Source organism: Pseudomonas sp. P5_152, from assembly GCF_033989915.1.
In the GTDB taxonomy this organism is placed as follows: Bacteria; Pseudomonadota; Gammaproteobacteria; order Pseudomonadales; family Pseudomonadaceae; genus Aquipseudomonas.
This window is the reverse complement of record NZ_JASFAH010000002.1, coordinates 3893668-3906518: the sequence shown is the minus strand read 5'-3', so window position 1 is coordinate 3906518 and position 12851 is coordinate 3893668. Positions and strand designations below refer to the sequence as shown.

Annotated in this window: 12 protein-coding genes; 10 read left to right on the top strand and 2 right to left on the bottom strand. The window is 62.5% G+C overall.

Going from position 1 to position 12851, the window contains the following annotated elements; genetic code table 11:
- Positions 1–986: 986 nt before the first annotated feature.
- Positions 987–2078, bottom strand: a complete 1092-nt coding sequence (locus QMK50_RS17575) for an HNH endonuclease signature motif containing protein (protein ID WP_320333616.1) — start codon at positions 2076–2078, stop codon at positions 987–989.
- 199 nt (positions 2079–2277) lie between these two features.
- Positions 2278–2715: a YciI family protein gene (locus QMK50_RS17570; protein ID WP_320333615.1), complete on the bottom strand. Its 438-nt coding sequence runs from the start codon at positions 2713–2715 to the stop codon at positions 2278–2280.
- A gap of 180 nt (positions 2716–2895) precedes the next feature.
- On the opposite strand from QMK50_RS17570, the gene QMK50_RS17565 reads away from it, so the two are divergent.
- The 10 genes from QMK50_RS17565 to QMK50_RS17520 all read left to right on the top strand — a co-directional run bounded on the left by QMK50_RS17565 (position 2896) and on the right by QMK50_RS17520 (position 12676).
- Positions 2896–4305 carry a DUF2252 domain-containing protein gene (locus tag QMK50_RS17565; RefSeq protein WP_320333614.1) on the top strand — a complete coding sequence of 470 codons (1410 nt, stop codon included), beginning with the start codon at positions 2896–2898 and terminating at the stop codon, positions 4303–4305.
- Positions 4306–4385: 80 nt separating this feature from the next.
- On the top strand, positions 4386–5342 hold the full coding sequence (locus QMK50_RS17560) for a LysR substrate-binding domain-containing protein (RefSeq protein WP_320333613.1): 957 nt from the start codon (positions 4386–4388) through the stop codon (positions 5340–5342).
- A gap of 151 nt (positions 5343–5493) precedes the next feature.
- The gene (locus QMK50_RS17555; protein ID WP_218274103.1) at positions 5494–6948 is read left to right on the top strand and encodes a 2-hydroxymuconic semialdehyde dehydrogenase; all 1455 of its coding nucleotides are present in this window, start codon (positions 5494–5496) and stop codon (positions 6946–6948) included.
- 17 nt (positions 6949–6965) lie between these two features.
- Positions 6966–7787, top strand: a complete 822-nt coding sequence (locus tag QMK50_RS17550) for a fumarylacetoacetate hydrolase family protein (protein ID WP_320333612.1) — start codon at positions 6966–6968, stop codon at positions 7785–7787.
- Positions 7780–8718, top strand: a complete 939-nt coding sequence (locus QMK50_RS17545; RefSeq protein WP_320333611.1) for an acetaldehyde dehydrogenase (acetylating) — start codon at positions 7780–7782, stop codon at positions 8716–8718. Before QMK50_RS17550 ends, QMK50_RS17545 begins: the two co-directional genes overlap by 8 nt.
- 11 nt (positions 8719–8729) lie before the next feature.
- The gene (gene dmpG / locus QMK50_RS17540; RefSeq protein ID WP_320333610.1) at positions 8730–9749 is read left to right on the top strand and encodes a 4-hydroxy-2-oxovalerate aldolase; all 1020 of its coding nucleotides are present in this window, start codon (positions 8730–8732) and stop codon (positions 9747–9749) included.
- Between the two features lie 150 nt (positions 9750–9899).
- Positions 9900–10688: a 2-keto-4-pentenoate hydratase gene (locus QMK50_RS17535; protein ID WP_320334527.1), complete on the top strand. Its 789-nt coding sequence runs from the start codon at positions 9900–9902 to the stop codon at positions 10686–10688.
- Positions 10685–11110: a RidA family protein gene (locus QMK50_RS17530; protein ID WP_095169511.1), complete on the top strand. Its 426-nt coding sequence runs from the start codon at positions 10685–10687 to the stop codon at positions 11108–11110. The genes QMK50_RS17535 and QMK50_RS17530 overlap by 4 nt, the downstream gene beginning before the upstream one ends.
- Positions 11111–11120: 10 nt before the next feature.
- Positions 11121–11693 (top strand): 3-hydroxyanthranilate 3,4-dioxygenase, encoded by a 573-nt coding sequence (locus tag QMK50_RS17525; RefSeq protein ID WP_095169512.1) that lies wholly within the window; start codon positions 11121–11123, stop codon positions 11691–11693.
- The gene (locus QMK50_RS17520; protein WP_095169513.1) at positions 11690–12676 is read left to right on the top strand and encodes an amidohydrolase family protein; all 987 of its coding nucleotides are present in this window, start codon (positions 11690–11692) and stop codon (positions 12674–12676) included. Before QMK50_RS17525 ends, QMK50_RS17520 begins: the two co-directional genes overlap by 4 nt.
- Positions 12677–12851: the final 175 nt, after the last annotated feature.

The window sequence follows — 12851 nt, the reverse complement described above, 5'->3', positions numbered from 1 at the left end:
CGCGACGCTTTTCTTGGTGCGACATTTTGTTAGTCAAACTCAAATTTTTCAATAAAAAACAACTTTTATCGATTTTTGGATTGTATGGAAATTGAGCGCGAAATCGAGCCCAAGCAGGAGATCCGCTCCAGTTGCTATTCGGCAAACGCCTTCGTGGGCTAGCGAGGTGCAGCAGCAGCCCGACACTGACTGCATTATCGGAATGCAGCGCGTGACTGAGGGCCAGGCTGGCGAGTTCGGATGTTCAACCGCATCCACATCAAACCAAAACGGTGCCGGTGCCAACCCTTGCGCACGATCAACTACTGACAGGTTCTTGTGCTTACCTGCCAGGCGTTGATGAAGGAAATGATGCAGGCATTCATCAAGAGTACGGCCCTTGCTGAGTTCTGGCCGATTCAGTTCGTACACCGACTGGTAGTGCTATCGGCAGCGCTCTACTTTCTACCATCCCGCAGCGCCCATATCAGCCTTGAGTCATGGCCAGAGCCTTAACCATCGGCAGGCCTGAGCTCCACCAGCATCACAAGCGCCGGCTTACCCCCTTCTTTACCTGTCCCTTTCGTAGGCAACGAGCACCTACTGGTTTGAGCCGCAGATGCTGATCATTCTTGACTAGGTAACGCATGGCGTGGTGCACGTTAGCCCGCGCATTCAGATCTCGCCTATCCAGGACGAAAATCCTAGAGAGGTTCATTCTCAACGAAGCAGAGACAGGGTTGCACCTTGGTCAGATTCTCCGGAAGCGTTAGATCAGAGGCTGGTATTCCAAACGGTATTCCATGAAATAATCTAACCAGATTTTCTACAATAAAATCATATAATTATATTTCCTGTTCAGATTACCCCGGCCCACCAACTCAACGAAAAAAGACGTCCACGGACGTCTTTTTTTGTGCCTGGAATTCCATAAGCACGGAGGGTCTTGGCTAGGGCGACGACAGTTGCGGCGTCAGTCGCCAAATTCGCTTGGCACTACGAGTCAGTCAGCCTTCAATTACTTCCAACCGCTGCTTCAGCCGCTCATTCACAGATGCCCCGTGCACCCCAGAGTGGATCTCACGATGACAACTCGGGCACACAGCCCCCACATAACGTGGGTGATCTAACCCGCCATCCGAGAGCCGGTTTACATGATGTGGCTCTAAGTAGGGTGTGCCGTCCTTTTTTATGAATGGCGCCGGCTTCTCACAGCTTTCGCACTCCCCTTGGGCGCGCATCAGAACATAGTGGGCGACCTTTCGGCTTCGTTGGTAAATCTTACGTGGCGCAGATTGGCCTACCTCATCGCTGCCGGGCTTACATGCAGCCAACGCAGCCAATCGAGCGGCCGCCAGAGAGTCGGGAAGGTCAGCCTCGTCCTCCACTTCGGCCTCAATGGTCCCACTAGAAATACCCGAAGGCACCAACCGAAAAACAAGCGCAGCACGATCCTGACCGTCCACATCCGGTTGGGTTCTCGTAAACATGTCGGCGCATGAAAACTCGCCCATGTAGGCGTAGCCATTCCCTTTACCGAGAGACTTGAACAAGTACAGCGCGCGGCCGTCCACAGCATGCTCGGCAATGGCCCGGTTGCCGCGGGTCAAGGTCATCGGCCCGCGTTGCCCCTCCCCCGTGTAAAAGTAAGCGCCCCCTTCCCAGTGGTCGGCATACCCGTATTGCTCGCCGCTATCACCTGTAAACAAAAAAATCGCGGGGTGGGTAGCGGACGCTGCAATGCCGCTCTGCTGGCTTCCGCCGAACAGTCCGTTGATCTCAGTTTTGCGGTCGTATACAGCTTCCGGCGTGAACTGTAACTCTGGCTCACCCTCCCCTCGCGGTAGCTCCACAATCGTGAAGCCTCGCTTCTCTAGGAAGCTGTTGGTCGGACGACCACCGGAGAACTCTCCTACAGCAATGCCGGTAGCCAGGGAGACTATTTTCTTCGCAGGATACAGCTCACCGCCGACGTTAACGGCATAACGGTGGGCCAGATTATTTTCCCAGTCCTGCCACTCGCTCTTACTTCGGTATTCACGGTCAAATTCCAGCAAAGCTTTGCCTATTCGTTCCTTCGAAACCGCTTTTATCGCCACGAGTCACGCCCTTCGTCGCCGTAGGTTGTAGGAAAACTCCTATCGTCGCCAAAGTGCACCAGGGTTTCAACACGTAACAGGGCGAACAACCATTATCTTTGGGGGCTGATGCTCGATCGTGGCCATTTGGCTGATGCATCAGTACTTTTCTCAAACTTGCGGCCAAGCCCCTAAGCGCGGCGTTTACCGCGTGAATACCTCAACACTTCCTCCCCCCCTCCCGCCCATCCCCAAATACCCGCTCCTCCTGCTCCCGCAACTCCTGCGTCAACTCCGCCCCAAAATCCTCCATCTCAAACACCTGCCGAATCTCTATCTCAGCCTCAGTACCCGGCATCGGATTCGGACAGCGCTTAACCCATTCAACCGCCTCCTCTTTCGACTTCACCTGCCACAGCCAATACCCGGCAATCAACTCCTTGGTCTCGGCAAACGGCCCATCGATGACCGTGTGCGTGTCCCCCCTAAAGCGCACCCGTGCGCCTTTGCTGCTGGGGTGCAGGCCTTCGCCGGCGAGGAGGATCCCGGCCTTGAGCAGTTCTTCGTTGTAATTGCCCATCTCGGTCAGCAGTGCTTCGCTGGGCATTTTGCCGGCTTCGGAATCCTGGCTGGCTTTGATGATGATCATGAATCGCATGGCGGTTGCTCCTTTGGATTGGGTGACCTGACAAGTAGTCGAACGGCCGCTGTGCAAATCGACGGCGCAGGACAAAAAGATTTGCCACCGCGCAGCAACCCTGGCGGCTGGCCAAGCCCTGGATTCCTGCTAGCGTTTGAACCAGCGCTCGCCAGCACAAACCATTTCGCAAGGGACTCCATGACCACCGTCAAAGACCGTCTCAAACAAGGCAAGGATGCGCGCAAGCACTGCCCGCGCAGTTCCCAGGCGCAGCACCAGCAGAGCGAGCGCGATCCGATTCCGTTGATCAGGGCTTCCAGTGAGGGCCGGGTGCAGTCGTTGGTGGCTTTGCGTTACGGGCGCATGCTGGTGTCGCCGTTCACTTTCTACCGGGGCAACGCCTTGCTGCAGGCCCACGACCTGTCCCGCACGCCGGACATGGGTTTGCGTTCAACGATCTGTGGCGATTGTCACTTGATGAACTTCGGCGGTTTTGCCACCCCGGAGCGCAATCTGTTGTTCAGCGTCAATGACTTCGACGAGGTCCATCCGGGCCCTTGGGAGTGGGATCTCAAGCGCTTGGTGGCGAGTTTTCTGATTGCTGCGCGGGACCTGCGCCATGGGGCGACGGTGGAGGAGAATGTCTGTCGCCAGTTGATCGGCGCCTACCAGCAGAGCATGGCGGTGTGTGCCGAGCAGAGCGCCCTGGAAATCTGGTACGACTCGATTACCTACGACGATCTGCTGCGACAGGCGCGCTCGGACAACACCCTGGAACACGTGCAGCGAGCCATGGAAAAAGCCGAGCGCCGTACCCATGCCGAGTTGCTGCCGAAAATCTGTGAGCGGGATAACCAGGGCCGGTTGCTGATTCGCGACGATCTGCCGGAAATCTTCCACTTGCACAACACCACCACGTTGCTCGACGCCGACGACGCCTGGTTGCGCCTGGCCGATTGGCGGCCGCTGTATGACACCCTGATGCGCGATTATCGCAGCACCCTGGCCGGTGATCGCCGGGAGTTGCTGGCGCGTTTCCAGGTGCAGGACCTGGCCTTCAAGGTCGTTGGCGTGGGCAGCGTCGGCACCCGTTGCATGGTCGCACTGATGACTGACAATCAGGAGCGCCCGCTGTTCCTGCAGATCAAGGAAGCCCGACGCTCGGTGCTCGCCGACTATGTCAAAAGCAAATCCCGCGCCCGCCACAACGGCCAGCGGGTGGTGGAGGGACAACGCTTGATGCAGTCGGCCAGCGACCTGTTCCTGGGTTGGACCACTGGCCCCCATGGCCGGCATTTTTACGTGCGCCAACTACGGGACATGAAGGTCTCGGCGGAGCTGGAAACCTTCGATGACGAAACCTTCGCCGCCTACGCGCGCACCTGCGGCCGGGCGCTGGCCCGCGCCCATGCCAAGGCCTCGGGGCAGGCAGCGTTGATCAGTGGCTACATCGGCAAGAGCGATACCCTGGCCGACGCCCTGTACCAGTACGCCCTGGCCTACTCGGACCAGAACGAGCGCGACTTCGAGCGCTTCCAACAGGCCTGCCGCAAGGGCCGCCTGCTGGCCCGCTCGGAAGCGGACTTCGCCGCCGACCATCTCCCGTAAAGCCTCCCCCGCTGCTGAAAACACCGGAAGTGTGATACCTATAGCGCCCCGTCGAACCCACGCGACTCCCGAGGCTCTGCATGAAGTTCACCACCATTTCCGTTGCGCGCAAGCTCAAGTTCTACCAGTTGGTGGTGTTCGACCAGGTGCTGCAAAGCGGCTCGCTGGTCCGGGCTGCGCAGGCGCTGAATCTGACTCAGCCGGCGGTGACCAAGATCATTCACGAGCTGGAATCGTACTTCGACGCGCCGCTGCTGATTCGTGGCAATCGTGGGGTCAGCGCCACCGAACTGGGTGAGTTGGTGGTGCGCCGGGCCAAGTCGTTGCTGGCCGAACTGCGCTCGCTGACCGACGAGGTCAATGCCTTCCAGGAAGGCACCTCGGGGCACGTGATGGTCGGGACGCTGATTTCCGCGTCCACCTCGTTGTTGCCCCGGGCCATGCAGTTGCTCAAGCAACAGGCACCGGGGGTGCTGGTGTCGTTGCGGGTCGGGCAGATGGACCAGTTGTTCCCGGCGCTGGCCGTGGGCGAAGTGGACCTGGTGGTGGGCCGGGTACCTGATGACTGGCGCTGGCGCAACGAGTCGCCGATGCTCGACGTCGAGGTGCTGTATGCCGAGCAATTGAGTGTGGTGGCCGGGGCCAAGCATCCACTGCAGGGTCAGGCACCGGTCAGCCTCGCCGATCTGCACGCCTACCCGTGGGTGCTGCCGACCCGCGATTCCCTGCTGCGCCGCACCGCCGACAAGCTGTTCGCCGACGCCAACCTGAGTACCCCGGGCAACGTGGTCGAGTCGCTGTCGATCCTCACCAACATCACCCTGATGCAGGACCAGCAGACCGTGGCACTGATGCCCTACGAGGCGTCGCAGCAGTTTGTCAGCGCCGGCCTGCTCAAGGCCTTCGACCTCGGCGCGCCGTTGCAGTTTGGCGATATCGGCTGCTTCTTCTCCAACACCCGCGCCCTGGGGCCGGCAGCACGGCTGTTCCGCGAATGCCTGAACCAAGCGCGTAGCGAGTCGGATCAACTCCCATAGGGAAATTCGGAAAGATCGCAACCTTCGGCAGCTCACCTGGTATTCCAGATCGACATATCAAGGCGCGACCTTTTTATTATTCACTAATAGCCACCCTCCCTACACTCCCTCCGACTACCCACGTTTTCCGGAGGTTGATGTGTCTGCACCCCTGCAGTTGCTGCGTAATTACATCTCGGGCGAATTCGTCGCCAGCGAGCAGACCTTCCCCAATGTGTCGCCCATCGATGGCCGGACCCTCAGCCAGGTCTGCGAAGCCGACGAGGCCCTGGTCGCGCGTGCCGTCGCGGCGGCCAAGGCTGCGCAGCACGGGCCCTGGGGCGACTACAGCGCGAGCCAGCGTGCCGCCGTGTTGCAGCGTATCGCCGATGCCATCGAACGCCGCTTCGAAGACTTTGTCGCCGCCGAAGTGGCCGACACCGGGCGTCCGGTGCAGCAGGCGCGGACCCTGGACATCGCCCGGGGTATTCACAACTTCCGCACCTTCGCCGAACTGATCAACCAGGCCGGCAGCGAGTGCTTCGAGATGCGCGCCGCCGATGGCAACGACGTCTTCAGCTACTCGGTACGCAAGCCCCATGGCGTGGTGGCGATCATCTCGCCGTGGAACCTGCCGATGTTGCTGATGACCTGGAAAGTCGCCCCGGCCCTGGCCTGCGGCAACTCGGTGGTGATCAAGCCCTCCGAGGACTCCCCTTCCACCGCCACCTTGCTGGCCGAGGTGATGCACGAAGTCGGGTTGCCGGCGGGTGTGTTCAACCTGGTACACGGCTTCGGCCCGGGCTCGGCCGGTGAATTCCTGACCCGCCACCCGGACGTCGACGCCATCACCTTTACCGGTGAGTCGCGCACCGGCGAAACCATCATGAAAGTCGCCGCCGAAGGCATCCGGGACGTGTCGTTCGAACTGGGTGGCAAGAACGCCGCGGTGGTGTTTGCCGACTGCGATTTTGACGCGGCAGTGGCCGGCGTCCTGCGCTCCAGCTTCACCAACTCAGGCCAGGTCTGCCTGTGCTCGGAGCGGGTGTATGTGGAGCGGCCGATCTACGAACGCTTCGTTGCCGCCATGAAAGCCGGGGCCGAGGCGCTGAAGATCGGCTACCCGGATGAAGACGGGGTGAACATGGGCTCGTTGATTTCCCACAAGCACCGCGACAAGGTCCTGGGCTACTTCGAACTGGCCCGCAGCGAAGGCGCGACCCTGGTCACGGGCGGCGGCGTGCCGCACTTCGGCGACGAGCGCGACAACGGCGCCTACGTGCAACCGACCATCTGGACTGATCTCAGTGACGACGCCCGTTGCGTGCGCGAAGAAGTGTTCGGCCCGGTATGCCATATCGCCCCGTTCGACCGCGATGAAGAAGTGGTGCAACGGGTCAACGACTCGGCCTATGGCCTCGCCACCGCCCTCTGGACCCGTGACCTGAAGCGCGCGCACCGGCTTTCACGGCGTTTCGAGGTCGGCATGGTCTGGGTCAACACCTGGTTCCTGCGCGACCTGCGCACCCCGTTTGGCGGCACTCGCCTGTCCGGGCTGGGCCGTGAAGGGGGACGCCACTCCCTGGATTTCTACTCGCAAATCACCACCATCTGCGTCAACCCTTGAGCCCCGGAGTCTCGTCCATGCATGCAGCTCTCATCGAAGCGGCCAACCGGCTGCGCCAGGCCGAACGCGACGGGCAACCCTGCCCGCCGGTTCGCGAACTAATCGCCAGCGCCCTCGCCGCGGATCCCACGGCAGACCCGGTCGCCCTCGCCTACGCCGTGCAACACCACAACACCCAGGCCGCCATTACTGCCGGGCAACGTCCGGTCGGGCGCAAGATCGGCCTGACCTCCTACGCGGTCCAGCAGCAACTGGGGGTCGATCAGCCGGACTTCGGTCAACTGTTCGCCAGCATGGCCCGCGGCGACGATCAGCCGATCGCCTGGAGTGACACCCAGCAGCCCAAAGTCGAGGCGGAAATCGCCCTGGTGCTGGAACACGACCTGTGCCACGAGCGCCACACCATGGCCGACCTGATCCGCGCCACCGCCTTCGCCCTGCCGGCCATCGAAGTGGTGGGCAGCCGTATCGCCCAGTGGGACATCCGGCTGGTCGACACCATCGCCGACAACGCCTCCTCGGGCCTGTTCGTGCTCGGCAGTCGCCCGGTACAACTGGCGCAACTGGACCTGGTGCGCTGCGGCATGAACATGACCCTGGGCGGCGAGCCGGTATCGGTGGGCGCCGGTGCGGCGTGCCTGGGCAACCCGTTGAACGCGGCGCTGTGGCTGGCCGACACCATGGTCCGGTTCGGCGCACCGTTGCGCGCTGGCGACATCCTCCTGACCGGCGCCCTCGGGCCGATGGTCGCGGCCCAACCGGGCAATGTGTTTACTGCCCATATCCAGGGCCTGGGCAGCGTCACCGCCGCCTTTGAACGGAGCGCTGGCCATGACTGACAAACTGAAGGTCGCCATCATCGGCTCCGGCAACATCGGCACCGACCTGATGATCAAGGTCCTGCGCAACGCCCGGCACCTGGAAATGGCCGTGATGGTCGGCATCGACCCGGCCTCCGACGGCCTGGCCCGTGCCGCACGCATGGGCGTGGCGACCACCCACGAAGGGGTTGAAGGCCTGGCGCGAATGGAGGTATTCCAGGACATCGACTTCGTCTTCGATGCCACCTCGGCCGGCGCCCATGTCGCCAACGACGCGTACCTGCGGGCCATCAAGCCCGGCATCCGCCTGATCGACCTGACGCCTGCGGCGATTGGCCCGTACTGCGTGCCAGTGGTCAACCTCGAGCAGAATCTGCACCAGCTCAACGTCAACATGGTCACCTGCGGCGGCCAAGCGACCATCCCGATGGTGGCCGCCGTGTCGCGCATCGCCAAGGTGCATTACGCCGAGATCGTCGCCTCCATCGCCAGCAAGTCCGCCGGACCCGGCACCCGGGCCAACATCGACGAGTTCACCGAGACCACCTCCAAGGCCATCGAAGTCCTCGGCGGCGCCGGCAAGGGCAAGGCGATCATCGTGATGAACCCGGCCGAGCCACCCTTGATCATGCGCGACACCGTGTTCGTGCTGTCGGAGGCTGCCGATCAAGCCCAGGTCCAAGCCTCCATCGAAGAAATGGCGGCCGCGGTGCAGGCCTATGTGCCGGGCTATCGCCTCAAGCAAACAATCCAGTTCGACGTGATCCCCGAGCAGGCGCCGCTGCACATTCCGGGCCTGGGCAGCTTCTCGGGGCTCAAGACCTCGGTGTTCCTTGAGGTCGAAGGCGCCGCCCATTACTTGCCCGCCTACGCCGGCAATCTCGACATCATGACCTCCGCTGCCTTGGCCACCGCCGAGCGCATGGCGCAGTCGATGCTCAACGCCTGAGGAGCCTTGCGATGACCTTCAACCCCGGTAAAAAGCTCTACACCTGCGATGTGACCCTGCGCGACGGCAGCCATGCGATTCGTCACCAGTACTCGATCCAGAACGTGCAGGACATCGCCCGCGCCCTGGACAAGGCCCGCGTCGACGCCATCGAAGTGGCCCACGGCGATGGCCTGCAAGGGTCGAGCTTCAACTATGGTTTCGCCGCCCACACCGACCTTGAGTGGATCGAAGCGGCGGCGGATGTGATCAGCCACGCCAAGATCACTACCTTGTTGTTGCCCGGGATCGGCACGGTCCACGACTTGAAAGCGGCCTACAACGCCGGGGCACGGGTGGTGCGCATCGCCACCCATTGCACCGAGGCGGATGTCTCCCGACAGCACATCGAGTACGCCCGCGCGCTGGGCATGGACACCGTGGGGTTCTTGATGATGAGCCACATGATCCCTGCCGAGCAGCTTGCCGCCCAAGCCAAACTGATGGAAAGCTACGGCGCCACGTGCGTGTACATGGCCGACTCCGGTGGAGCGATGAGCATGCAGGATGTGCGCGATCGTTTGCGCGCCTTCAAGGCGATGCTCAAGCCCGAGACCCAGACCGGCATGCACGCCCACCACAACCTGGCGCTGGGGGTGGCCAACTCGATTGTCGCGGTCGAGGAAGGCTGCGACCGCATCGACGCCAGCCTCGCGGGCATGGGCGCCGGTGCCGGCAACGCGCCGCTGGAAGTGTTCATCGCCGCCGCCGACCGCCTGGGCTGGAACCACGGCACCGACCTCTACACCTTGATGGACGCCGCCGATGACATCGTCCGCCCGCTGCAAGACCGTCCGGTGCGGGTCGACCGCGAATCCCTGGCCTTGGGGTATGCCGGCGTGTACTCCAGCTTCTTGCGCCACGCGGAAATCGCCGCGCAGAAGTACGGCATCAAGGCGGTGGACATCCTCGTCGAACTGGGCAAGCGACGCATGGTCGGCGGCCAGGAAGACATGATCGTCGACGTCGCCCTGGACCTGCTCAAACGCTAACCCCACTGACCCCACACAACCAAATGTGGGAGCGAGCTTGCTCGCGATGACTGAGTGCCAGTCGACATCACCGTTGCCTGACACATCGCCATCGCGAGCAAGCTCGCTCCCACAGGAGAACCGGGCATGTTCGCCCTTGGAGCAACACCCATGACCACCGACATCGCCTACATCGCCAAGGCCCTGGACCAGGCAGCACGCAAAGCCGAAGCCGTGGCGCAGTTCAGTACCCACACGCCGTTCAGCCTCGATGAGGCCTACCAGATCCAGCGGGCATCGATGCACCATCGCTACGCTGGCGGCGAGCGCCAGATCGGCCTCAAGCTGGGCTTCACCAGCCGGGCGAAGATGATCCAGATGGGCGTCGACAGCCTGATCTGGGGCTGGCTCACCGACGCCATGCTCGAAGAAGACGGCGGCGTCGTCGACCTGCAGCGCTACATCCATCCACGGGCCGAACCCGAGGTGTGCTTTCTCACCCGGCGCACCATCGACCGCCCCTTGACCGCACTGGAAGCGGTCGACTACCTGGAAGCCGTGGCACCGGCGATCGAGATCATCGACTCGCGCTACCAGGCCTTCAAGTTCAGCCTCGAAGACGTGGTCGCCGACAACTGCTCCTCCGCCGGGCTGGTGGTCGGCGCCTGGTCCCGCGACTTCGCCGGCCTGGACAACGCCGGGGTGCTGATGCGCATCAATGGCCGGGTGGTCCAGGCCGGCTCCACGGCCGCGATCCTCGGCCACCCGCTGCGCAGCCTGGTGCAGGCCTCGCAGTTGCTGGCCAAGGCCGAGATCGCCCTGCCCGCCGGCAGCCTGATCATGGCCGGTGCCGCCACCGCCGCCGAAGCCCTGAGCCCGGGCGCCCATGTCAGCGTGCAAATCGCCGGTTTCGGCGAATGCTGCTTCAGCGTTGCCAACCACCCAGGAGCAGGACAATGAGCCTCAATCGATCGACCGTGGTCGCCGGCAAGGCGACGCCACGCGGACGTTTTCCCCACATCAAGCGCGCCGGTGATTTCCTCTACGTCTCCGGCACCAGCTCGCGGCGTCCCGACAACAGTTTCGAGGGCGTGGAAGTCGATGCCCTGGGCACCACCCGCCTGGATATTCGCGCGCAGACCCGCGCCGTGATCGAGAACATCCGCGACATCCTCAACAGCGAAGGCGCGGGCCTCGCGGACCTGGTCGAACTCAGCAGTTTTCTCGTCGACATGAACGACTTCGACGGTTACAACCAGGTCTACGCGCAGTACTTCGACGAAACCGGCCCGACCCGTACCACTGTGGCCGTGCACCAACTGCCCCACCCGCACTTGCGCATCGAAATCAAAGCCGTGGCCTACGCCCCCCTCAACGCTTAAGGACAACAAGATGGACAAGCATCACTTCAGTCCACCCCTGAACTTCAATCGCTGGATCGAAGAATACGCCCACCTGCTCAAGCCACCGGTGGGCAATCGCCAACTGTGGAAAGACAGCGACACCATGGTCACGGTGGTCGGTGGCCCCAACCAGCGCACCGACTTCCACGATGACCCGGTCGAGGAGTTCTTCTACCAGTTCAAGGGCAATGCCTACCTGAACATCTGGGACCGCGGCCAGTACGAGCGCATCGATTTGCGCGAAGGCGACATGTACCTGATGGCCCCGCACGTGATCCATTCTCCCCAGCGCCCGGAACCGGGCAGCCTGTGCCTGGTGATCGAAAAGTCCCGTCCAGAAGGACAGTTCGATGCCCTGCAGTGGTCCTGCGCCCATTGCGGCACCCTGGTCAAACGCTATGAGTTGCAATTGCAAAGCATCGTCAACGACCTGCCGCCGGTCTATGAACAGTTCTACGCCACCAGCGACGCCGAACGACGTTGCCAGGGGTGCGGTGAGATCCACCCCGGTCGCGATTGGCAAACCTGGCACCGCACCCTCGAAGCGGTGAAACGCCCATGAAAATCGACATGCATTCGCACTTTTTCCCCACCATCAGCCAGGCCGAGGCTGCACGCCTGAGCGCCGACCGCGGGCCATGGTTGCACACCAGCGGACGCACTGGGCAGATCATGGTCGGCGACCAGCCGTTCCGTCCGGTGCACGACGTGCTGTGGGACATGCACCGGCGCATCGAGCACCTCGACGAACAGGGCCTGGACGTGCAGATCATGTGCGCCACGCCGGTGTTGTTCGCCTACGATGCGCCGATCGAGCGTGCCCTGCCCTGGGCGCAACTGATGAACGACCGCGCCCTGGAAATGACCGCCGTGGCCCCGGACCGGCTCAAGGTCCTGGCCCAGGTGCCGCTGCAGGACATCGACGCCGCCTGCCGGGAAGCCAGCCGGGCCAAGGCGGCCGGCCATGTCGGTGTGCAGATCGGCAACCACGTCGGCAATCAGGATCTGGACCACGAAGGCCTGGTGAGGTTTTTCACCCACTGTGCCGAGGACGATATCCCGGTGCTGGTCCACCCGTGGGACATGATGGGCGGCGAGCGCATGCGCAAGTGGATGCTGCCGTGGCTGGTGGCGATGCCAGCGGAAACCCAGCTGGGGATTCTGTCGCTGATCCTCTCGGGTGCCTTCGAACGCATTCCGCCTTCACTGCGCCTGTGCTTTGCCCACGGCGGTGGCGGCTTCGCCTTCCTGCTGGGGCGTGTGGACAATGCCTGGCAACACCGCGACATCGTCCGCGAAGACTGCCCGAACCTGCCGTCGAGCTACGTCAAACGCTTCTTCGTCGACTCCGCCGTATTCGATCCGCGCTCGCTGAAGTTGCTGGTGGACGTGATGGGCAGCGACCGGGTAATGCTCGGCTCCGACGCCCCGTTCCCCCTCGGGGAGCAGAGCATTGGTGCCGGGGTTATCGAGCATCCTGAGCTGGATCAGGCGACCAAGGCGCAGATCCTGGGGAGCAACGCCCAGGCGTTCTTCGGGCTCTGACCCAACGCGGCACCCAGCCCCGCCGCAAGCGATTGCCGCGGGGCTTTTACATGCCCCCCACACAGTGTTTTTCAGCTGCCCACAGATTTTGCCTACCCCCACCAAACCTGTCGGAGCAGCCTGCTCGCGATGGCGGTGGGTCAGGCAGCATCGATGTTGAATGTGCCGGCCTCAT

Coding starts and splice junctions, on each gene's coding strand:
- QMK50_RS17570 (WP_320333615.1), bottom strand. CDS start 2,715: ATGCGATTCATGATCATCATCAAAGCCAGCCAGGATTCCGAAGCCGGC.
- QMK50_RS17565 (WP_320333614.1), top strand. CDS start 2,896: ATGACCACCGTCAAAGACCGTCTCAAACAAGGCAAGGATGCGCGCAAG.
- QMK50_RS17560 (WP_320333613.1), top strand. CDS start 4,386: ATGAAGTTCACCACCATTTCCGTTGCGCGCAAGCTCAAGTTCTACCAG.
- QMK50_RS17550 (WP_320333612.1), top strand. CDS start 6,966: ATGCATGCAGCTCTCATCGAAGCGGCCAACCGGCTGCGCCAGGCCGAA.
- QMK50_RS17545 (WP_320333611.1), top strand. CDS start 7,780: ATGACTGACAAACTGAAGGTCGCCATCATCGGCTCCGGCAACATCGGC.
- dmpG (WP_320333610.1), top strand. CDS start 8,730: ATGACCTTCAACCCCGGTAAAAAGCTCTACACCTGCGATGTGACCCTG.
- QMK50_RS17535 (WP_320334527.1), top strand. CDS start 9,900: ATGACCACCGACATCGCCTACATCGCCAAGGCCCTGGACCAGGCAGCA.
- QMK50_RS17530 (WP_095169511.1), top strand. CDS start 10,685: ATGAGCCTCAATCGATCGACCGTGGTCGCCGGCAAGGCGACGCCACGC.
- QMK50_RS17525 (WP_095169512.1), top strand. CDS start 11,121: ATGGACAAGCATCACTTCAGTCCACCCCTGAACTTCAATCGCTGGATC.
- QMK50_RS17520 (WP_095169513.1), top strand. CDS start 11,690: ATGAAAATCGACATGCATTCGCACTTTTTCCCCACCATCAGCCAGGCC.